At 59.9% G+C, this 21504-nt stretch carries 18 protein-coding genes; 16 read left to right on the top strand and 2 right to left on the bottom strand.

The window, feature by feature from the left end:
* Positions 1–2 precede the first annotated feature (2 nt).
* The 7 genes from CVV65_RS10965 to CVV65_RS10935 all read left to right on the top strand — a co-directional run bounded on the left by CVV65_RS10965 (position 3) and on the right by CVV65_RS10935 (position 8509).
* Positions 3–1496: an aldehyde dehydrogenase family protein gene (locus CVV65_RS10965; protein WP_100668161.1), complete on the top strand. Its 1494-nt coding sequence runs from the start codon at positions 3–5 to the stop codon at positions 1494–1496.
* Between the two features lie 89 nt (positions 1497–1585).
* Positions 1586–4015 (top strand): choice-of-anchor P family protein, encoded by a 2430-nt coding sequence (locus CVV65_RS10960; protein WP_198592003.1) that lies wholly within the window; start codon positions 1586–1588, stop codon positions 4013–4015.
* Between the two features lie 64 nt (positions 4016–4079).
* Positions 4080–5831, top strand: coding sequence for an ABC1 kinase family protein (locus CVV65_RS10955; RefSeq protein ID WP_232796593.1), 1752 nt, complete (start codon positions 4080–4082; stop codon positions 5829–5831).
* A gap of 113 nt (positions 5832–5944) precedes the next feature.
* Positions 5945–6493 (top strand): DUF6230 family protein, encoded by a 549-nt coding sequence (locus CVV65_RS10950; RefSeq protein WP_100668159.1) that lies wholly within the window; start codon positions 5945–5947, stop codon positions 6491–6493.
* Between the two features lie 13 nt (positions 6494–6506).
* Complete coding sequence (locus CVV65_RS10945) at positions 6507–7007, top strand: DUF6114 domain-containing protein (RefSeq protein ID WP_100668158.1); 501 nt, start codon at positions 6507–6509, stop codon at positions 7005–7007.
* 23 nt (positions 7008–7030) lie between these two features.
* A complete protein-coding gene (locus CVV65_RS10940) occupies positions 7031–8101 on the top strand; it encodes a hypothetical protein (RefSeq protein WP_100668157.1) in 1071 nt (356 codons plus the stop codon).
* Between the two features lie 21 nt (positions 8102–8122).
* Entirely contained in the window at positions 8123–8509 is a 387-nt protein-coding gene (locus CVV65_RS10935; protein WP_100668156.1) for a hypothetical protein, read from the top strand.
* 887 nt (positions 8510–9396) lie between these two features.
* Here the strand turns inward: CVV65_RS10935 and CVV65_RS16770 are convergent.
* Positions 9397–9543: a hypothetical protein gene (locus CVV65_RS16770; RefSeq protein WP_157935481.1), complete on the bottom strand. Its 147-nt coding sequence runs from the start codon at positions 9541–9543 to the stop codon at positions 9397–9399.
* Positions 9544–10726: 1183 nt separating this feature from the next.
* Between CVV65_RS16770 and CVV65_RS10930 the strand changes: the two genes are divergently transcribed.
* From CVV65_RS10930 to fabI, 9 genes are all read left to right on the top strand, one after another.
* On the top strand, positions 10727–11482 hold the full coding sequence (locus CVV65_RS10930) for an alpha/beta fold hydrolase (protein ID WP_232796592.1): 756 nt from the start codon (positions 10727–10729) through the stop codon (positions 11480–11482).
* 11 nt (positions 11483–11493) lie between these two features.
* Positions 11494–13074, top strand: coding sequence for a UDP-N-acetylmuramoyl-tripeptide--D-alanyl-D-alanine ligase (locus CVV65_RS10925; RefSeq protein WP_232796782.1), 1581 nt, complete (start codon positions 11494–11496; stop codon positions 13072–13074).
* Positions 13075–13100: 26 nt separating this feature from the next.
* Complete coding sequence (locus CVV65_RS10920) at positions 13101–14294, top strand: D-alanine--D-alanine ligase family protein (RefSeq protein ID WP_100668153.1); 1194 nt, start codon at positions 13101–13103, stop codon at positions 14292–14294.
* 84 nt (positions 14295–14378) lie between these two features.
* The gene (locus CVV65_RS10915) at positions 14379–16598 is read left to right on the top strand and encodes an S-layer homology domain-containing protein (RefSeq protein ID WP_100668152.1); all 2220 of its coding nucleotides are present in this window, start codon (positions 14379–14381) and stop codon (positions 16596–16598) included.
* Positions 16599–16680: 82 nt separating this feature from the next.
* Positions 16681–17127, top strand: a complete 447-nt coding sequence (locus CVV65_RS10910) for a PepSY domain-containing protein (RefSeq protein WP_133121286.1) — start codon at positions 16681–16683, stop codon at positions 17125–17127.
* A 108-nt stretch (positions 17128–17235) separates the two neighbouring features.
* On the top strand, positions 17236–18414 hold the full coding sequence (locus CVV65_RS10905; protein ID WP_100668150.1) for a pyridoxal-phosphate-dependent aminotransferase family protein: 1179 nt from the start codon (positions 17236–17238) through the stop codon (positions 18412–18414).
* Between the two features lie 123 nt (positions 18415–18537).
* A complete protein-coding gene (locus CVV65_RS10900) occupies positions 18538–19146 on the top strand; it encodes a hypothetical protein (RefSeq protein WP_100668149.1) in 609 nt (202 codons plus the stop codon).
* A 153-nt stretch (positions 19147–19299) separates the two neighbouring features.
* Complete coding sequence (locus CVV65_RS10895; RefSeq protein ID WP_100668148.1) at positions 19300–19725, top strand: NUDIX hydrolase; 426 nt, start codon at positions 19300–19302, stop codon at positions 19723–19725.
* Complete coding sequence (gene fabI / locus CVV65_RS10890; protein ID WP_100668147.1) at positions 19709–20482, top strand: enoyl-ACP reductase FabI; 774 nt, start codon at positions 19709–19711, stop codon at positions 20480–20482. Before CVV65_RS10895 ends, fabI begins: the two co-directional genes overlap by 17 nt.
* Positions 20483–20653: 171 nt before the next feature.
* Here the strand turns inward: fabI and fadH are convergent, their stop codons facing one another.
* Positions 20654–21469 carry a 2,4-dienoyl-CoA reductase gene (gene fadH / locus CVV65_RS10885; RefSeq protein WP_100668146.1) on the bottom strand — a complete coding sequence of 272 codons (816 nt, stop codon included), beginning with the start codon at positions 21467–21469 and terminating at the stop codon, positions 20654–20656.
* Positions 21470–21504: the final 35 nt, after the last annotated feature.

The following is a 21504-nucleotide window of genomic DNA, read 5'->3' as shown; positions in this document are numbered from 1 at the left end:
CGATGAGTTCCAGCCTGGAGTTGCCGGCGGTTTCCGAGTCGGTTCGCCGCTTTGTCGGCGAGGGGCCGAAACGGCTGCTCGTCGGGGGAAGGTGGATTCCGTCCCAATCGGGGCGCTGTTTCGAGACACTGGATCCCGCCACCGGCGACGTGTTAACCACGGTCTACGAGGCCGGCGAAGAGGAGGTTGAAGCAGCGGTACAAGCGGCGCGGCGGGCTTTGGATGGGCCGTGGAAGTCCCTGTCCCCCGCGGAACGGGGAAGGTTGCTGTGGCGGCTTTCCGACCTCCTTGAAGCGCATGCCGATGAGTTGGCACAACTGGAATCGCTAGACACGGGAAAACCCCTCACCGAGACCATGCTCGTCGATATTCCGTACACTGTTGACCATTTTCGCTATTACGCCGGCTGGACCACGAAGTTGTCCGGGGAGGTTCTACCGGTGTCTGCCCCGGGGCAGTACCTGGCTTACACCCGTCGGGAACCTGTGGGTGTAGTCGGGGCGATCGTACCATGGAATTTTCCCCTCATGATTGCCGCCTGGAAAGTGGCTCCCGCCCTGGCCTGTGGGAATACCGTGGTGCTCAAGCCTTCGGAGCTGACCCCGCTCACCGCTTTGCGCTTGGGTGAGTTGGCTTTGGAGGCCGGAATACCCAGGGGGGTGCTCAATGTCGTTCCCGGATTCGGCCACGTGGCCGGGGCCGCCCTGACCCGGCACCCGGGTGTCGATAAAGTCAGTTTTACGGGATCGACGCGGGTCGGTCGGGAAATCGTTCAGGCGGCCGCGGGCAATTTTAAGCGGGTCACCCTGGAACTCGGGGGCAAATCCCCGAACATTGTTTTTCCCGATGCGGATCCCGATACGGTAGCGGGCGGAATCATGATGAGCATCTTTTTTAACCAAGGGGAAGTGTGCTGTGCCGGATCGCGATTATACCTCCACAAGCGGGCGTACGATCGGGTACTCGCGGCGGTGGTGGACCGGGCTCGGTCGATCCGCCAGGGTGTGGGCGTGGACATGGCGACCCAAATGGGGCCTCTTGTGAGCGAGCCGCACATGAAACGGGTGCTGGATTACATCGAAAGGGGGGTGGGAGAGGGCGCCCGGGTGTTGACCGGGGCAAAACGCAAAGGAGACCGGGGGTATTTTGTTGAGCCGACGGTCCTGGAAGCGAGGGACGAAATGGTGGTGGCCCGGGAGGAGATTTTCGGACCGGTCTTGGCGGTGATGCCCTTCGAGGATGTCAGCGATGTCGTGCGCCGGGCGAATGCCAGTGACTACGGGCTGGCTGCGGGGGTGTGGACGGCCGACGTGAGACAGGCGCTTCGCGTCGCCCATGAACTTCGCGCCGGAACGGTGTGGGTGAACGGCTACAATTTGCTCGATCCCACCAGTCCTTGGGGTGGTTTTGGACACAGCGGCTGGGGCCGGGAGATGGGGCTCTACGCCTTGGAGCATTATACCGAGGTGAAAAGCGTCTGGGTGAATTTATCGTAAATTCTTGAGAAACTAGGCGAGATCGACGCGGGAGAATGGGTAAAGGCGAGAGAGCTCGTCGATGCACGCAGTGGAGGGAGTTGCGAGTTATGCGGGGTAAGCGAACTGAAGGGTGGAAGCGGAAAAGGAGGCGGCTGGCTGCAGGGGCTTTGGCGGCCGCCTTGGTTCTTCCCGCGGCAGTGCCGTGGGGAGGTGCGGCGTCGGCCAGTGATGGCCAGGATTATTCCGGAAATGGTTCCGCCACGGCGGTGCAGGTCAGTATCTTGTCAGGGTTGTCGGCGGGGAGTGCCGCCGGTTCGGGAAGCTCCGTCGGCCATGCGTTAATTGGGTTGGGCGGGGCTACGGGCCTGCTTGGCGGCCTCACAAATACGCTGGGGAAGGTCGTGGGTGGAGTGGTAGGCGGGGTAACCGGTCTTGTGGGTGGCCTTTTGGGCGGGTCATCCGGGGGCTCGGGGAATGGGGGTGGCACTGCTTCGGGTACCACAGATACCAGTTCCGGAAGCCCGGCGACGGGGCAGACCGGCAGTGCCGGCGGGGCGGGCGGAGGCTCGGATAGCCTGCTCGGTGGCCTGACGGGGCCGGTGACAGGTTTGACGGGAACCATTGGAGGGCTCACGGGTACGGTGGGAGGTCTGACCGGGGCGGTGGGCAATACGGTGGGAGGCCTCGTCGGGGGGTTGACCGGAACCTTGGGCGGGTTGACAGGAGGTCTGACGGGATCTAATTCGGGCAGCAGCGCCGCGGGGGATGTTCCGGCGGGTACATCCGTGCAGATCGGGGTCAGCCAAGCCACCCTGGACAGCGCGGCGGCCAAGCCTTCCCAAGCCGATGCGTATCCTCTCGGGGTTCAAGCTCCCGGGGCGGGGATGGTCAAACCTCTTGATGCTCATGCCGAAGCGCCGCCGGACTCGGAAGATGGAGGCCCGATTCCCGATGTCAATGCCGGGGGTGTCCAGGCGAAGCTCCTCAATGCCCACGCCAGGGCGGTGTGGGAAGGGGGTTATCCGGCTTCCGAGTCGAATACGTCCACGGCAAATGTCGGGGCTCTGGGACTTTTGAATCTCGGGGCCGTCGAAACATCGACTTCGGTGACCACTGACCCCTCGGGGGCGCTGACGACCACATCCCACATGCATGTGGCCGATCTCTCCCTGGCAGGGGTGGTCAAAATCGCGGCTTTGGACGCGACGGTCACGGCAACGGCGAACGGCCAGAGCGGCGGCGCGAAAGTCACGTCGGATTTTCCCGCGGCTAAGCTCTCGATTCTTGGTATTCCTTACGAAATTCAGTCAGGTAAAGTTTTAAATATTCCGGGAGTTGCTAAAGTGGCTCTTGGGGAAGTCGGCAAACAGGAGGATCCCGCCGGCCTGACGGCGTCGGGTTCGGGCAGCGGGTTGACCATTGAACTGCTCGGGGCTTTGTTCAACGGGATTACGGTACAAATCGGCGCCGTTCACGCGGATGCGAAGGTGCCCGAGGGCGGGATTCCGTTTCAGGCTCCCTACACCCTCGCAAAAACCGCTGTGCGAGACACGGTGGAGCCCGGGGGTGAGATCGAATATCACCTGGTATACAACATCACCCGGGATATTCCAGGGGTGCAGATCAAGGACCCGCTTCCGGACCATACGAGCTTCGTTAGTGCCGACTCTGGAGGTACTTATGATCCTTCCCAAAATGCCGTGATCTGGAATTTAGGGGACCAGAAAAAGGATGACGGCGGTGTTTTGACTTTTAGGGTCAAAGTGGATCCGGCAACTCCGGAAGGGACCGTGATTGCGAATACAGCAACGATCTCGGCGCCCGGGGCCGAGCCGGTGTCCTCCCAGACGGTGGACGTGACCGTAGGGGCAAAGGTCCACATTCCCTTCCTAATCGGCTACCCGGATGGCACTTTCCGCCCCGATCGATCGGTGACCCGGGCAGAGTTGGCAACCATTGTTGCCCATATCATGAAATTGCAAGATTACACGAATCAACCGATTTCCTTCCGGGACGTGCCCAGCAACTACTGGGCGAGGCCCTTTATCGCAGCGGTCACGGCCAAACATCTTTTCCCGACCTTTAATGACCAAACCTTCAGGCCGGATCAACCGGCCACCCGGGCCGAGGTGGCAGCGGTTATGGTGCGGATGCAGCAGACAGACCCTGTCGAGTTTGCCAAACTCCCCGCCGGGGCGAAGGCCACGTTCACCGATGTCCCAGCGGGATACTGGGCCTATAACGACATTGAGACCGCTGTGCGCCTTGGGTTTCTATCTGGATATCCGGATGGACATTTTGGACCGGATGATCCGGTGACCCGGGCTCAGGTGGTATCCCTGTTGTGCCGGGCCCTGGGCCGGGGGCCTTTAGTAGACGGCAAAATCCCCGTGGTCCAGCACTACCCGGATGTGGCTCCCGACTCCTGGTACTTCGGATGGGTTGAGGAGGCCACCCGTTATGGACATAAAGGGGTCTACGTGGAAGGCCACGGCGAAGAGCTGCAAAGCTATGTGCCGGATGTGAATGTGTGGTAAGGAATGTCCGGGGGCTTTTCGCCCCCGGGCTTCACGGTGTACCGGAAAGGAGGAGAGGACGGCCATGGGGACGATGTCGGCGGAATACGTGCGGGCCCCTATCCATGCACTGAGCCTCGAAGAGAAAGAAGAGATATCCCGACGGATTTCCGCGATGCGGGCGGGGATCACCAGGGGACGGCGGTATCGGGCCATCGCCCGGGCTCTGTCCAAACACGGTCTTCTCCATCTGTTCCAGGACCGGGGCCGACTCCGCCTTTTCGGCCGACGTGCCCGGGCAGAGGAGGACGAACTTCGCCAGATTGGTCGGCGGTTGCGTTTGGTGTTTGAAGAGCTGGGGCCCACCTTTATTAAACTGGGTCAGGTGCTGGTCACCCGCCAAGAGCTGATCCCGGAACCCATTACCCAGGAGTTGGCGGAACTCCTGGACGAAGTGCCACCGATGCCTTTTCCGTATTTGGCCGCGGTCATGGAGGACGAACTTCCCGGGGGTTTGGATACCTTTGAATGGATTGATCCGGACCCCATCGGCTCGGCGTCCCTTGCCCAAGTGTACAAGGCAAAGCTCAAAGATGGTCGCTTATGTGCGGTGAAAGTCGTGCGCCCTTTAGTGGGCGACCTTTTTCAAACGGATATCGCGATTATCCGAAGGCTAGTGCGCCGCATCCAACGGCGCCTGCCTCCGCGACTGGCTGCGTCCGTGGACTTGCCCGGGCTGATCGACGACTATTACAGCAGTTCGAAGAACGAGCTCGATATGCGAATTGAAGCGCGAAATATGGAGGAGCACCGACGAATCGCCGCTGAATTTGAAACTTTGCACGTACCGACCATTTACGAAGTTACCGAGCACGTGTTGGTCATGGAATATATCGATGGATGGAATCTCAAGGAATTTCCCGTCGATTTTTTGGATTTTGAAGAGAGATTTACGCGCATGGTGGATTTGGCGCATTATTATATAAAAACGTTTGTCGAAGGATTTTATCACGCTGATCCCCACGGTTCCAACATCATGATCGACCGGCACAGCAGGAAAGCGGTCATGCTCGATTGGGGCATGGTGGGACGGATGGATAGCCTGCATACTGAAGCGATTTTTCGGATGTTGTTGCACTGTCGGTTGAACCAAGCGGAAGATGCCGCCGAGGCCGCCCTGGACATCATTCAGCCGACGGTGTACACGAATCCGATTCATCTAAAAGACCAGTTGCGTTCGATGTTGATTCACTATGTCAACAGCGAGCAGGCCAGTCGGTACAACTGGGGCAATATGGTGATTCAAATCATCACCATCGGCATGAAAAATGCTTGCCGAATTCCCAACGGATTGGCGCTTTGGGCCAAGGGGTTTTCAGCGGCAGAAGGGACCGCCCGGTGGCTTTGTCCCGAGATCACCTATCACACAGTGGTGGAAAGCGCCGATGTGCAGATTCTGCGCCGGTGGCTGGGCAGGCGGTTCAATTACCGCGCCAACGCCAGCCTCGTGTCGGAAACCGCAAAACTGATCGGCACTCTCCCCCGCAGGCTGAATAAGATTCTCGATCGCCTCGTGTGGAACGACCTGAAGTTGGTGGTGGAAGGCCGGCTGTCCCCGGATGTCGTCCGCTCCACCAACCGGATGGTCAGTCGATTCACCCTCGGCCTGATGTCCGCAGGATTTTTCGTTGGGGGAGCGGTGCTTGTCAGTTCCGGTCCCGCAGGGCTCGCTGTCGTGCCCGGCGGGAGAGGTCTCGCGGCAGCTGTGCTCTGGGGATCCGCCGTGCTGGCGTTGGGGGTGCTGTGGAGTGCCTTTCGCTCCCGGCGACAGGGGTGACGCGAGCGAAGGGGCTTGGGCTGAGGGCAAAAAGGTCTGGCTCTCTCCAAGACGGCCGGGCCCGATGGACTCGATGATCCCAGGAGATTGACGAGAGATCGGAGGGAGAACAGGTGGGATACCGGTGGAAATGGTTTCTTTACAGCATGAGCGGGGCGCTGGCTTTGTTGTTTGCTCTGGTGTTCGGGATTTGGAAAGGCGGGGTAGCCCTGGCGGTACCGGTTGCGGGAATCGGGAGCTTTTATATTGAGGCGGACCAGATCGACGTAACGAACTTTAAACTCCTACCGAAAATCGGAGAGAGCAGTGAATCGAGTGTGGTGCCCCAGGGGGCTTCCACCCTGGATGCGACCATCAAGGGCATGAAACTGTACAAAGATATCGACATGCCCGGCAAGGGTCGGGTCCGGGTGTTGATCACCGCTGCCGGGGACGTCAAAGCGTCTGGCTTGACCCTGGATTTAAGCCGGCTCAGCAGCGACGGGTCCTTCACCAAATTGGAGGTGGCGGAACACAACGACACGGATCCCACTAAGAAATTTTCCATGGGCGCGAGTTCCATTGTCTTAAACAAGCCGGTAATCGAGGGCCATTATCTCTTTGCCAACAGCATTTCGTTGCCCGGCATGGTCATGCAGTTTGAATTAAACCCGAGCCAGTGAGGAGGGGGGCGCCGTGGTAGAGGGGATGGATGTGAGGCCGAGGGAAGGGGACTCACCAGGTGACGGAGATCGCGCGCGGGCGAAAAACAGACCCGAGATCAGAGCGATGCGCCGACGGCCCCGGGCGGGGTTGACCCTCGTTACGCTGGCGGGGCTTCTCATCGTTTGGATTCCAGCCAATTTGTACTGGTTGGCTTTCGTGCCCGGCAGTTTTGCATTCGCCGGACTCCTGTTTGGATCTTTGGTGCTCGCCTGTGGCGTGGTGGGTTGGATCATGCCGCGTTACGTTAGGCTTCTCGGCGTTTTTGCGATCATCGTATCGATTCTGTCGATCATCGGAGCCCTTGGCGGGATGATCATCGGCATGTTGCTCGGTATCATTGGGGGAGCTCTGTGCGTGGCCTGGAGTCCGAAAGACCGGGCCACTTCCGAAGATGCGGGTGCCGGATCTGCGTCGGCGGGGGGAGCAGTGACGTTGCCCGCGGACGGGATGTGGAATCGGTGGTTTCGATGACTAGGAGAAGAGGACGGTGGTTTATGGGGCTTACGGCCGCGATGGCGCTGGGGATCGGGGTTCCAGCTGCCCAGGCTGCGGTGCCCCCACTCGGGGTACTGGCATCTTCTCCTGCGGGGGATGGGGGAGTCGTGGTGCGGGCCGCCCGGATCACCGCCGAAGGGCTGCTCCCGACCCTGGCCCAGGGCTCGGATGGTGGTGTGGTGATTCGTTTGTATATCGCCCATGCGACCGCGTACGGGATGCGTCTCATTCGAAATCAGGCGCTGGGCGGAACCAGTTGGGGGCTTGGCATCGACAGTCCTGGACCGGTGGAGCTCACGGATCTCACGGCAGACGTAACGGCGCTGGGCATGCGGGGAGTGGGGTTGAAACTGGACGTCAGGGTTCCGGGATTGACCTTGACCGATGTGTATCTCCGGTGTGACCGACTGACTGCTGCCCAGGTTTCTTTGCCTTCTATGGTACTGAAGACGGAGCCCACGGTGCCTGACCAAGGTACCGCGCCCCTGCTCGATTTGCGCACTTTGGCGCCCGTGAACGGCCAGGGTCTTGCGGACCTGATCAACGGAATTCTGTCAGGGTCAGGCATAGGAACCGAAGCGAAAGACGCCCGGGGAAAATCCACCACCGCCAACCCCGGTTCGGGTTCCGGAACAGAAGTGAATGGCAGCGTCCCCGCCAGGGACGGGGAGCATGGCGGGACATCGGGTGGGCCCGGGACTCCCGCACCCAGTCCTTCTGATTTCAGCCTGGCCTGGAGACCCTTGCCACCCCGCGGACAGGGTTCCGCCGGATCTGGAGCCTCGGGAGGTCCCCCTCAGGAACAATCTCCGGGCACTGAGCCGGCGATGGGGGAACGGATGCCGCCCGCCCTGGGCATGCCGCCGGAACTTTTGCCATTCTCGGGTGACAGGACCCCGGTGGGTGGGACGTCTCATCCGTTCACCGGGCCGCAGCCGGGAGGCACGGTGGAACAATCTCCGGCTCAGTCCACCGACGAGGCACCTGCCGAAAGCCCCGCTCCCGCCGGCTCCATAAACGGTACGTCGGGACTGGATTCCTTGCTCCGCTCCCTGCTTGGCGGGCGGTGAATCGATTGTGGAGGTTGCGCCATGGATAAGAAGATGACGATGGAAGCGCGTATTGAAGCTTTTTATCGGCAAAGCGGAGGTCCCCATAATCCGCGGATTGATAAATTGCTGCAAAAACATTTGCTTTACGGTAAGGATCACGGCATGCCCGGGTATCGCGAAACCTTTGCCGACGCTTTGATGGACGTGGTTCTTCAGGATCCGAGCTTGCTGCTTCTTTTCGAGCGCATTCAACGCAGTCGAGTTGCCCGCTCGGACCATTCAAAATGGGAGGCGCTCGAGCAGCGCCTGGAACGGAGGTTTCAAAAAATAGAAGCGGAGTTGCAGGCCATTCAGGCACGGCTCGATGAGTTGGCGGGAGGCATGGAATCTGGGAGCATGCCCAAGATCGATTCCCTCGACCGCTGAAGGTGCAGGCGGCCCGGAGTTTGGCGGTCGGGCGCGAAGCCAAAGTAAAAAAGGGATAACAGGTCTGCGATTGTGTAACAACCTCCGTATGGGGCGGATGAGTAAAATACCCGAAATCGGCATGAGAAGTCGAGCAAGAGAGTCCGGTGGACGGCTTGCCGCTCTTTCGCCACTCAGCGGGTTGGAAGTCCAGTTGGAGATATTGATACAATCAGGGAGGAAATCAAAGGGAAACTTGGTTTAAAGTCCAAGAGAAAAACGAGACGGGAGGAGAGGTTGCGTGCGAGGTTGGCAATGGGTGATGGGAGCAGGGGTGTTGGGTATAGGCGTGGCGTTGTGTCCTTGGCCAAGTAGCCCAGGAAACCCGCAAACCGTGGGAGAGATGATATCACTGCTTGTAACTAGACAACGACCGGACGTCTCGACGGCGGCATCCGCAAAATCTCCTCCCATTCTCGCTGCTGCAGTTCCGGTACTTCGGTCGGGTACGCCGTGGGCTCCGATTTCGTCTGGACAGCCCGGTTCGCTGACTAGCCGCGGTAGGGAGGGCGTCAAAGAGGAGGATGCGTCTGGCGCGGACGGAGGCTTCGGGGCCCTCGGGTGGCTGGGCCGCCCGGAAGGGGGCACAGGTTGGGCGGTGTTTATTGGAACTTTGCGAATGGTTGGCTGGCCTGGTTCGGATTTTGCATACAACCCACTCCCAGGGTCTCGGGGCACGGCGGCTTCGTCTCTCAGTGCGTCTAATGGGAACCCGGCGTCGGTGCCAGCGGGAAGCGGGGCCTCTGGGGAAAATGCACGTTCGGGCAATGTAGGTCGGCCAGCTTTTCACTCATCCACGAACCCCTGGCCTTTTCCGAGCAGTTACGGCGGGTCTCATCGTAGCGGCGCTACAGCACCCCCCGCGCCACCTCGGCCATCCGTTCCCGAGCTACCCGAGCTACCCAAACCGGCCCAACCGCCCATACCGACAGTTCCGGAAGGGAGTGCCAACCCGCCGACATCCGTTCCAATTCCGGAGCCGCCGACGGTACCAAATCCTCCTGTTGCCGTGATTACTCTGCCGGTCTTACCCGGACTACCAGCTTTGCCCAGTCTACCGGTGTTACACGATCTGCTGACTTTACCGGATCATCCGGAACTTGGGAAACCAGAGCCCGGTGGCAAAACTGGCCCCAGCGTGCCGCGCATGGAAGCGGGGTCGTTGCCCGATTCATTGTTCGGCCAGGTTTTAGATGCCCTTGTTCCCGAAAAGAATGCCGAACTTTTTCCGATGCTTCCGTTCGATCCGACGGCTCAAAGTCCAGCCGACGTTCCCGGGCAAAAGGCGATGGCGCCAACCCCCGACGGGCTACTTTCCCGGTCCGAACAATCCCGGGTGCCCGCTCCGGGAGACGGTGCGAATCGTTCACCGGTAAGTCCCGTCGGAGATGTGCGGCAGTGGATGGACGAAATTCTTTCCGTGGGGAACACTTCCAAGGACAGAGGTGGGGTGTCGACGGGGCACACTGGGCCAGCGCATTCCGAGACTCGATCCACACCGGCGTCCGTCGGGAGAGATTCGAGTGCTGTCCGGGGGACATCTTGGGGTTCACCGGCGGCGAGGTCCAGTGCTTCACCTCAGAGCTCAGCGGATGCTCATCCATCCTCTGGAGGCACGTCAGTGTCCTCCTCGTCTTCCACAGCATCCGCCGGTTCGGCTTCTTCTCGATCCGGAGGCCTAGGCGGGACCATCAGCCATCTGCTAAGCAGTTTGGCGAAAAGTCTCTCCCTCCCCTGATCTGCCCGAGGGCGAAGGTCGAAGTGAGTCGGGGTTCTGGTGGGCTCTGTTGCGCCGTGACATTCCTGTGAAGACTTTGCGTCCTTCCGCATGAAACCAGGTTCGTTTGTATATCCTGGCTTATAACTGCAGGAGGGAGGGGCGCAAAGTGAATGGCCGCGGGAAGAGCAAGCCGGATCCCGGGTCTGATAACCGGGATCCATCGGCAGCCGGGGAGAAGGCAGGAGACGCCCCGGAGGCGGTCTCGACAGAATCTCCTGATCAACAGCACGGTCCATTTTGCGAGTGCATTTATTGTCTGGGGACTTGACCGGGGATGGCCCGGCAGGTCCTTTTTTCATGGTATACTGGCAGTCGGGACCCCGGACAGGCCGAATCTCGGGGGTGTGATGAATAGAGTAAACTGACTTCCTGTGACCATGGCAAAGGTGTGGATCAATGTGCAAGTGGATCTCGGCGGCTTGCGAATCAGTTATGAGGATCGCGGGGAGGGATTTCCCGTGCTCCTCCTTCACGGGTGGGGCGGGCGGGCCGAAAGTTTCCGGCCGGTGACCGATCGTCTGGCTCAGGGATATCGGGTTCTCGTCCCGGACCTTCCAGGATTTGGAGAGAGCGCTCCTCCCCCTTCAACTTGGGGAGTGGGGGATTATGCGAAGTTCGTGCTGGAATTTATGAAACATGTTGGTATTTCTAGAGCTCACGTGATCGGACATTCCTTCGGGGGGCGGATCGGCATTGTCCTGGCTGCCACCCACCCGGACCGAGTTGCCCGTATGGTGTTGGTGGACGCAGCGGGAATTCGCCCCCGCCGTTCCTGGAAGTACTATATCCGGGTGTACACATTTAAAACGTTGCGCGCTCTGTACCAGCGTCTGCCCGGCAAGGACCGGGACAAACGGTTGGCGCAGTTGTACGCGCGGTTTGGATCGAAAGATTATCGGGAGGCCGGCCCCATGCGGGCTGTGATGGTGAGGGTGATCAACGAGGACCTGCGGTCGTTTTTGCCCCGGATCCGAGCTTCAACCTTGTTGATATGGGGTGAAGAGGATCGGGATACCCCGGTGTGGATGGGCAAGGTCATGGAAAAGGAGATCCCCGATGCGGGACTCGTCGTGTTCCCGGGGGCCGGGCATTTTAGTTATCTCGATCGATTTGCGGACTTTTCCGTGATCGTGGAACGTTTTTTTAAAGGGTGATCGGGTTGGGTATGGGATGGTGGGTCATCGCGGCAGTGCTTTCTCTTCCCGTGGTGGTCGGACGTGGAAAATACCTTCTTCACATGGCGCAGCTGGAAGGGTATCGGCCGGAGCGCTACTTGCGGTGGATGAAGCGAATGCCATCCGCGCTGTGGGAACGCTGGGCCGCGGCGGTGTGGGTGATTGGGTTATTGGTCGGGCTTCTGGTCCCAGGGGATGTTGTCGGCGGGATCGTCTGGGTCGCATTCGCCGTCGCCGTGTCGGCCCTCGCTCTGCGGGGCGTGCGGTTGCCGGCGAAAAAACCGCTGGTGTGGACGTCAAGGGCGAAGCGACTGTACGCGTGTTTTCTCGGGCTGAACTTGGTATTGGGGCTTATTTCCGCCATGGTCGGGCCGAGGTTTGGGTTGCCCGTTCTCGGGTTCATGTTGTGGACGGAACCTTTGTGGATGATGGTGGCGACCGGGCTGATGAGTCCAGTGGAACGGCGTATCAACAACAGATTTCTGCGTGCCGCCCGGGAAAAACTCGCTCAGCGCCCGGATCTCATTATCGTGGGTATCACGGGAAGTTACGGGAAAACCAGCACAAAGTTTATTCTCGGCACGCTTTTGACCCAAAAATTCAACGTCCTGGTGACACCGGACAGTTATAACACTCCGATGGGGGTCTGTCGGGTTGTCAATGAGCGCCTGAAACCGGAACATGAAGTTTTCGTGGTTGAGATGGGGGCCAGGCAACCTGGGGACATCCGGGAGTTGGCCGATTTGGTTCACCCGAAAATCGGTGTTCTTACAGCCGTGGGACCGGTGCATCTTGAAACTTTCGGGTCTGTAGAAGCGGTGGCGAGAACAAAATATGAACTTATCAAAAGTTTGCCTCCCGACGGGCTGGCCGTGATGAATTACGACAATCCGTATTGTCGGGAGCTTGCCAAGGAGACGCGGCATGTCCAGGTGGAGGGATATGGTCTGGAGAACCCGGGGACACGGCTTTTCGTGTCCGATGTTCACGTCTCCGAAAAGGGCACGACTTTTGTGCTCGCGGACCGGGAAACCGGGGAATCCGTGTCCTGCAGGACAGATTTGCTCGGTCGCCACCAGGTGCTCAACATTCTCGGTGCGGTGAGCGTCGCCAGGCATCTGGGTCTGTCCCTGCGCCAGATTGCGGCGGGGATTGGGCAACTGCAACCTGTCCCTCACCGTCTACAGTTAATCCGCTCAGGCGGGGTCTATGTGATCGATGACGCGTTTAATGCTAATCCAACCGGGACCGAGGTAGCCCTGGAAGTGCTCAGCGGCTTTTCCGGCCGCAAGGTCGTGGTCACCCCGGGGATGGTGGAATTGGGAGGGGAAGAAGAAAGGTACAACCGGGAGTTCGGCCAGCGGATGGCCCAAGTCTGCGATCATGTCATTCTCGTCGGGCCGGAACGGACGAAACCCATCGCTGCGGGTCTTTTGGACGGCGGGCTTCCCCGGGACCGAGTGTCGGTGGTGACGAGCCTCGAAGAAGCGACGGCGGTGTTGCAGCAGTTGCTGCGGCCGGGGGATGCGGTGTTGTTTGAGAATGATTTGCCTGACAACTACACCCGGTGATAGTCGGTGATGCGGGAGGGAGCCCCATGAAAAAGCTTATTGCGGTCATTTTCGGGGGGCGGTCGGTGGAACACGAAGTTTCCATTGTGACCGCCCAGCAGATCATGTATCAACTCCGCCGGGATCTCTATGACGTGATGCCCCTTTACATCGACAAAGAAGGGGCCTGGTGGACGGGCGATGTACTCGCCAAATTGGAATCTTTTAAGGCAGCCAACCGGAATGCCGCCCTTGCCCAAGCGGCCCGCGTGATCGTGGTTCCGACTCCGGGCGGGGGGGTGATCGAAGATCCCAGGGCTTTGCGAGGGCTTTTTCGCAAACCCCGGCGGTGGACTCCCGATGTCGCGATTCTGGCCACCCATGGAACTTACGGGGAGGACGGGTGTTTGCAAGGGCTTCTTGAGATGGCCGGAATTCCTTACACCGGTCCCGGGGTGCTGGGATCGGCAGTGGGGATGGACAAAATTCTGATGAAAGATGTATTCCGGGCCCAGGGGATCCCGGTGGTGGACTACATGTGGGTCCACCGGGACGAATGGCATGAGCATCCCGATGAGGTGGCGGATCGGGTGGAAGGGGAGTTGCAGTATCCGGTTTTCGTAAAACCCTCCAACCTCGGTTCGTCGGTGGGGATCGGCCGGGCGGAGGACCGGGACGGTCTGTTCCACGCCTTGGATGTGGCAGCGGGGTACGACCGTCGGCTGCTCATCGAGCAAGGGGTGGTCTCGCCCCGGGAGATCAATTGTTCTGTTCTGGCCGATGGCAAGGATCTCCGGGTTTCTCTTTGCGAAGAACCGGTGTCCTGGGAAGCCTTTCTTAGCTATGAAGATAAATACATTCGCGGGAATTTCACCAAGGGCCAGACCGGCCGGCGCATTCCGGCGGAGCTGCCGGACGGGGTGACGGAGACGGTGCAGGAGTTGGCTCGCCGGGCTTTTCGCGCCATTCAAGCCCGTGGGGTAGCCCGGGTGGATTTCCTTCTTTCCCCAGACGGTTCGATTTATGTGAATGAAATTAACACCATTCCGGGTTCCCTCTCCTTTTATCTGTGGGAGCCCAGTGGCGTGTCGTTTCCCGATCTCCTTGACAAATTGATCGAAGACGCCTTGGGCGATTACCGGGATAAAAGTCGAAATATCTCTACGTACGATACAGACCTCATCGAACAATTTGGCCGAGGTGGGAAAGTGGGCGGTAAGGCGTCGCCACAAACTTCTTAATTCGACAAACCTCTCCCGATCGGCAGGAACCGCGCGAGGGATGTCGAACCCTCTTATGGAGTGAAATTCATAGGAGGGACGAGATTGCGAGAACGGTGGAATGCCGGGAGGCACGGCGGGTGGATCCGTTTGTCGGTGGCCGGCGCCTTGGCGGCGATGGCGGTAACCCGGGCGGGGGTCGGCCTTGCGGCGAGTGGGGCCCCATCTTTTCCCGACGTGCATCCCGGGGACTGGTATTATCCGGCGGTCAGCGACTTGGCGAATCGGGGCATTGTGCACGGCTCTACGGATGGTCGATTCCATCCGGAGGCCTCGGTCACCCGGGCGGAGTTCACAGCCATGGCGGTCCAGGCTTTCGGCTATCATTATACGGTCCTACAGGGTACACAGCCGAAGCAGGTCTTTTCTTCTCAATCGGATGCAATCGCTTACGCTTCCCAGTTTGATCATGCTTTCGTCCGAGATAATCAGACCGGGGCGGTGGTTTGGAACAATTATCCGAGTTCCGACCAGTCCCAGCTACAGCGGGATAGCACCTACTCTCATTTCTCAGATGTTCCCTACGGCGCGTGGTACTGGCCCGTTGTGGAAGGGGCGTGGGCGGCAAACGTCGTTCATGGGGTGGGGGGCGGGCAATTTGCTCCAGATGCCCAGATCGAGCGCCAGGACATGGCTGCTTTGCTGATCAACGCCCTGCGGCTGAGCGGGGTGGACCCCGGAAAGGACGTTTTACAGCCCTTCGGGGATGCGGGGCAGCTGAGTACATACGCGGTGGTGCCGGTAGCCATGGCGGTGAAGGTGGGCGTTGTCTCCGGGGATGACAAACGGCTTCTTCATCCCAAGGATCCGGCGAGCCGGGCGGATGCGGCGGCGATGATTGACAAGGCATTGCAGATTCCCCCAGATCAGCTCCAAGCGTGGCAAACTCGAACCATTCAGCAACTTCAAGCGGTTCCTCAGCAGGTTAAGTTGTCGCTGGGTCAAACGCAAAAGATCGTGGCCCTGGCCCTGCGGCAGGACGGCGAGGCGGTTCCCGTCAGCGTGAATTGGCAGGTGGAGGGAAACATCGGAACGATCCAAGGGGGAGAATTGCAGGCGAAACAGGCCGGCACCGGTACAGTCATCGGCACCTTGACCACAGCGGATGGCCGGACATTGACCACCAAGATTCCCGTGACTGTGGACGCCTCGGTGCCGGTGCAGGTGGAACTGGCCGTCACCCCCTCCCTCAGTTTGGTGCCTGGGGGACAAGCCCATATCCAGGTGACGCTTCGCGACCCGGCCGGGCAGTTGGTTCCAGGGGAAGTAGATTTGAACGTCAGTGTCTCTGACCCCTCCAAGGGTCATCTCGATACGACAAAAGCTGTCGTCACCGGAGGCATCGGGGATCTGGGGACGTTTACAGCGGGATCCCAGTACGGACCGGTCCAGGTTCGCGCGGATATTGCGACCCAGGGGTGGAAGGGGTCCGGACAGGTGACACTGAATGTGGTTAAAGTGCAGAACCCAGTCAATGGCAAGGGCATCTGGGGAACCTGGGTGGAATGGGGAACCTCCGGTTATGACCCGGACCGCATTGTACAAACGTCGAAACAGGCGGGGGCTAAATATATCTATCTCATTGTCCGGAATCAGCCTGGCGAAGGGACGATCCGTCCCGAGTCCAAGGCCATGCTTGACGCCATCGTTCCCAGAGCCCATGCCGCCGGGATACCCGTTATCGGGGTGGTCTACCTAGTGGATGATCCGGCATTGGATTCAAGCCGGATGTTGACGGTGGCGAAATACACGACGCCGACCGGGGAACGGGTGGACGGCCTTGCGGCCGACATCGAGGAGAGCCCGACTTCGGAGTCCATCAGTGGCACCATGATACCGGTCCGTCAGGCTCTTGGGCCCGATTACCCGATTATCGCCGTGACCTATCCGCCTCATATCAGCACGGCATGGCAGCGATCGGCGACGTACCCGTGGAGCACCTTCGGTCAATATTTTACGATGATCAGCATCATGGACTACTGGCATTACGAAGATCGAGCGTACACGGCGGACGAAGTGCGGAATGAAATCTACAACGAAGCGAAAGCCGCCGCCACTCTGACCGGTCGGCCCGTAGAGGTGATCGGACAAGCGTACCGCATGAACACCGCCTCGGGAAAACCCTTTGCCACGGTGCCCACCGGTGAAGAGGTCACCGCGGCCATGCAGGCGGCGAAAGATGCCGGGGCGTCGGCATTTTCCCTGTATCGCTGGGACACGGCCACTCCCGAAGAGCTGAGCGCATTTCATAATTTTTCCTGGTGAGCCAGGCCGCGCAAGCTTCTCCCTGGGATCGGTGATACTGAGAGAGAATCGGTTCATCGATAACACAGGGGAGGGACGTTACGTGATAAAACCGTGTATGCTGGCGGCCGGCGCCGTCCTGCTGGTGGCGAGTCTCGGGACGTCGGTGCCGGTGTTGGCGGCGGAAGGGCCGCAATCCACGGCACCGGTCCACGGCCGGGCTCATTGGGACATTGACTGGGATGAAGTGCACAGCAGTGTTCAGTTAACGGACGCGCAGAAAAAACAGCTCCGTGTGACCATTGAACAGGCGTACCAGCAAGCGCTCATGCCTCACGCCAAGATTACGGCGAAACAGGCGGAGCAAGCGGCCCTGAAGGCCGAGCCAAAGGGCATGGTCACCGAGGTCAAGCTTCACAGTGTTCACGGGAACGTCGTGTATCTGGTGCACATGAACCGCGACGGGGCGCGATCCTTGGTGGTGGTCGACGCCGGCAACGGCAATGTTTTGGTGCACAAGACCATGATGAAGGCGCACGGCGACGATTGACAAACGAGGGTCCATTTGGGCCGGGCGCTCCCGGAAGGTTTTCTGCCGCTGGGGGCGCCTTGGTTTTTGGACCTTTGAGTTTGTGCGAGATTGGCGAGGGGGATCACCATGAATGAAAAGAGAATTCCGCAGCGGATTTTGTTGGGACCTGGCCCAAGCGACTGTCATCCCGAGGTTCTGAAGGCCATGGCGACCCCCTTAGTGGGACATCTCGATCCGGTTTTCCTCGAACAGATGAACGAGACAATGCAACGGCTGAGACAGGTGTTTCAAACCCGTAACCCGCTGACCCTGGCGATGTCCGGAACGGGCAGTGCAGGGATGGAAACGGTGTTTGTCAATGCCTTGGAACCCGGAGACCGGGTGGTAATCGGCATCTGCGGCGCCTTCGGGGAGCGGATGGTGGACGTCGCCTCCCGTACCGGTGCCGAAGTGATTCAGGTGCGGGCGCCGTGGGGGAAGATCGTCGATCCGGGTCAGATTCAGGAGGCTCTGAAAAGTCACCCGAGAGTGAAAGCGGTGGCGGTAGTTCACGCCGAAACTTCCACGGGGGTTTTACAGCCCCTGGAGGAGATCGGCAGATTTGCCCAGAATTACGGGGCTTTGTTCCTGGTCGATGCGGTGACGTCATTGGGGGGCGTTCCCGTGCCGGTGGAGGAGGCGGGGATCGACGCTTGTTATTCCGGAACGCAAAAATGTCTCAGTGCGCCTCCCGGGCTTTCTCCGGCGACGTTCAGCCCGAGATTCGAAGAAGCGTTGGAGCGCCGCAAGCGAAAAGTCCAGAGTTGGTATCTCGACTTGACGATGGTTCGCCAGTACTGGGGGATGGAGCGTTTCTATCATCACACCGCCCCCATTACCATGATGTACGCTCTCCACGAGGCCCTGGGATTGTTGTTGGAAGAGGGTTTGGATTCCGTATTCCGGCGGCACCTGGTGAACGGCCGGGCTCTTCAGGCGGGCCTTGAGGCGATGGGTCTCAAGCTGTATGCCGACGAACGGCATCGCTTGCCCCAGTTGACTTCGGTGTGGATCCCGGATGGTGTGGAGGATACTTTGGTGCGCAACCGCCTGCTCCACGAGTACGGGATCGAGATCGGCGGGGGGCTTGGAGAGGTCAAGGGCCGGGTGTGGCGAATCGGGTTGCTCGGCCATTCCAGCCGACGGAGAAATGTCCTGCTCCTACTCGGTGCCCTGGAGCAGATTCTCCGGAGTGTGGGTTACTCGGTGGAATCGGGTATAGGCTGTCAGGCGGCGGAGGGGGTGTACCGGGATTTTTTTGGCTAAGGAGTGAATTGGCTGCCGACACCTTTGCGCGGTTTTCGGCGTACCTGTATCGTAACAGGTTTCAAGTGAATTCCCCCGGGACATAACTGGTAAGGAACCTAGGAGAAGAGGGGGACCTCGCAGATGGACGATCTCCGCGTGGCCGCCGTGTTTCGCGCTTCCGCCCATCGGATGACCGTATATGAGCGGATGAAAACCTGGCGCGGTTCCGATGTAAGCACCGCGGTATCCCATACACCCCAAGCGACAGTTTATACGTCCTGCAGTTCCACGGGGGTGGTGCGGGTCCGGGCGGAAGAGGACAACCTGTCCGGGAGTGCCAGTTTTTACGGTGAGCCGGCGGCACTCGGTTGCAGCGGTCTGGTGACGGCCTGGCTCGACTTGCTCAAAACGGTGGAGGCCGGAGGCACCGCCTATGTGACGTGGAAAGGGCGCATCAGTGAGGTGCGCTTCAGCCGAGGTCTACTGTTTTGGGAAGCGGTGGGGCGAGTGGAATGGGATCAGCGGACCGACTGGGATTTACTTATTGAGAAGGAAACCTGGACAGGTCACGTGCACCGATATCTGGATCTGCTCGCCCAAGCCTTGGTGGTGCCAGACCCCGAGGCGCAGAAAAAGGCGGTATCCGAGTTGGCCCGGGCCCAGCAACACCTCCAGCGGGTGAACCAGGAACTCTCCGCCAGGCGGGGCGCCCAGGTGGCGATTGGCCGCAGTTCCGGCGGCCGGGGATGACGGAAGCCGCCTGTCCATCCGATGCAAGCGGGGTGTCACTTTGTCCTTCGGACAGCCGAGTCTCGGGCGGCTGTCTTTTTTCTTCGCGCCAACGCCCCTCAATCATGTCCCGAAATCGCTTTTTTGCTATGATGGAGAGCGGGGGGAAGTGCGGTGCGTCATTCGGTGCTCGTTTTTATCTGTGCGGTGGAACCCCTACAGGTGTTGTTGCTCAAGCGAACGGCGGAGCGGGGGGGATGGTGGCAACCGGTAACAGGGCACGTGGAGCCGGGGGAGCGGGCGGAGGAGGCGGCGGGGCGGGAAACCCGGGAGGAGACGGGGTGGATACCGGACCGGTTGATCAGGACTCCCTGGACGGCCCAGTTTGAGCATCTGGGGCAAACATACCGGCACACCGTCTGGATCGCTTGTTGCCCTCGTCCTTTCGTACCGCACCTGAGCGGCGAGCACACCGACAGCCGCTGGGTGGATCCCGGCAGGGCCGAAAAGATGCTTTTTTGGCCGGACAATCGAGAATTGTTGTTTCGCGTTACGGATTGGTTGGAGCGACAAAGGAGGATGGATGGTGGGATTACTTGACGGCAAGAAGGCATTGGTCATGGGGGTGGCCAACGACCGAAGCATCGCCTGGGCCATCGCCAAGGCCCTGGCGGACCAAGGGGCGGAACTGATCTTTACATATCAAGGGGAACGGCTGGAACGCCGGGTTCGGGAGTTGGCGGAGCAGATTCCGGGATCGTTGTTATTTCCCTGCGATGTGAGCCGGGATGAGGACCTGGATGCGTTGAAGGAAATCCTCGATCAACAGGTGGGCGCCCTTCACGTCCTGGTGCACAGTATCGCCTTTGCGAAAACCGAGGAGCTCTCCGGGCTTTATGTGGATACCTCCCGGGAAGGATTCGCCGTGGCCCAGGAGATCAGCGTCTACTCCTTGACGGCAGTGCTCCAGCGCCTGCGGGGGCTTTTGGCCAAAGAAGGCGGGAGTGTCATTACCATGACCTACATGGGTTCGGAGAGAGTCATGCCGAACTACAATGTGATGGGGGTGGCCAAGGCGGCCCTGGAATCCAGTGTGCGCTATCTGGCGGAGGATCTCGGCCCTGATGGGATTCGGGTGAACGCCATCTCGGCGGGTCCCATCCGCACCCTGTCCGCAAAGGGAATCAAAGATTTCAACAGCATTTTAAAAATCATCGAAGAAAAAGCGCCCTTGCGGAGGAATACCGACCCGGCGGAGGTGGGGGATACGGCGGTCTTCCTGGCCAGTTCCATGTCCCGGGGCATTACCGGGGAAATCATTCACGTCGATAACGGGTATCACATCATGGGGGTTTGAGTGGTTGGACAGTAAGGAGTAGATTGGCCGGGAAAAAAGGCAGTCCTCGGATCCGGAGGGCTGCCTTTTTGATCAGGTGTTCCAAAAACCTCCCAGGGTATCGGCCAAGCATCGCCGGGGGACGGGAGGGAAACGGGGGCCCCGGTGCCCAGAACCCCCGGGCCCGGGTGACTACTTCGTCGACTTATCGGCCTCAAAATGTTTGAGAAATCCCTTGTTCAGCCATTCACCGCCGTCCAAGGTCACAACTTCCCCGGTCATGAAACCTGCGTAATCGGAGACGATGAACGAGGCAAGCCTGGCAACCTCTTCGGGCTGCCCGAACCGCCCTGCGGGGATTTCTTGTTTCAGGCGTTCCTCGATCGTCTTGGTCGGCCACAGCTTGTCTGCGCCGCCCGTGTGTTCGATGGGACCCGGGGCGATGGCGTTGACCCGGATGCCGTACCTGGCCCATTCCACCGCCAAGGTTCGGGTCATGGCCACGACCCCGGCTTTTGCCGCAGCCGAGTGGACAGTGCCGGGTCCGCCCGTCCAGGCGTAGGTGGCGACGATGTTGAGGATGTTTCCACCTCGCCCGGATTCGATCATCTCTTTTCCCATCGCCCGGGAGCAGTAGAACGTTCCATTGAGGACGATGCCGACCACGGCGTTCCACCCGTTGACCGACAACTGTTCGGCCGGGCAGACGAAATTGCCCGCGGCATTGTTGACGAGGATATCGATCTGGCCGAAGGCTTGGCGCGTTTCTGCCACCCAGCGATCGACGTCCGCAGGATTGCGGACATCCCCTGCGACGGCCAACACCCGGGCTCCCGGGGTGCGGCTGAGTAGATCCTGGGCGGCGGCATTCAAGCGTTCTTCATTGCGTCCGGTGATGACGATGTGGGCGCCAAGCCGGGCGAATTCGCCGGCGATCGACTTTCCCAGGCCAGAACTGCCTCCGGTGATCACCGCGACGCGGTTTTTTAAGGTATCAGGACTTAACATGGGCGATTCTCCTTTTAAGAGTGATAGGGAAGGGA

This window comes from Kyrpidia spormannii (genome assembly GCF_002804065.1).
Classification (GTDB): Bacteria; Bacillota; Bacilli; order Kyrpidiales; family Kyrpidiaceae; genus Kyrpidia; species Kyrpidia spormannii.
This window is presented reverse-complemented; position numbering and strand designations above follow the sequence as displayed.

Coding starts and splice junctions, on each gene's coding strand:
- CVV65_RS10920 (WP_100668153.1), top strand. CDS start 13,101: ATGAAAAAGCTTATTGCGGTCATTTTCGGGGGGCGGTCGGTGGAACAC.
- fabI (WP_100668147.1), top strand. CDS start 19,709: ATGGTGGGATTACTTGACGGCAAGAAGGCATTGGTCATGGGGGTGGCC.
- fadH (WP_100668146.1), bottom strand. CDS start 21,469: ATGTTAAGTCCTGATACCTTAAAAAACCGCGTCGCGGTGATCACCGGA.
- CVV65_RS10940 (WP_100668157.1), top strand. CDS start 7,031: ATGGGGCTTACGGCCGCGATGGCGCTGGGGATCGGGGTTCCAGCTGCC.
- CVV65_RS10925 (WP_232796782.1), top strand. CDS start 11,494: ATGGGATGGTGGGTCATCGCGGCAGTGCTTTCTCTTCCCGTGGTGGTC.
- CVV65_RS10905 (WP_100668150.1), top strand. CDS start 17,236: ATGAATGAAAAGAGAATTCCGCAGCGGATTTTGTTGGGACCTGGCCCA.
- CVV65_RS10955 (WP_232796593.1), top strand. CDS start 4,080: ATGGGGACGATGTCGGCGGAATACGTGCGGGCCCCTATCCATGCACTG.
- CVV65_RS10900 (WP_100668149.1), top strand. CDS start 18,538: ATGGACGATCTCCGCGTGGCCGCCGTGTTTCGCGCTTCCGCCCATCGG.
- CVV65_RS10960 (WP_198592003.1), top strand. CDS start 1,586: ATGCGGGGTAAGCGAACTGAAGGGTGGAAGCGGAAAAGGAGGCGGCTG.
- CVV65_RS10935 (WP_100668156.1), top strand. CDS start 8,123: ATGGATAAGAAGATGACGATGGAAGCGCGTATTGAAGCTTTTTATCGG.
- CVV65_RS10965 (WP_100668161.1), top strand. CDS start 3: ATGAGTTCCAGCCTGGAGTTGCCGGCGGTTTCCGAGTCGGTTCGCCGC.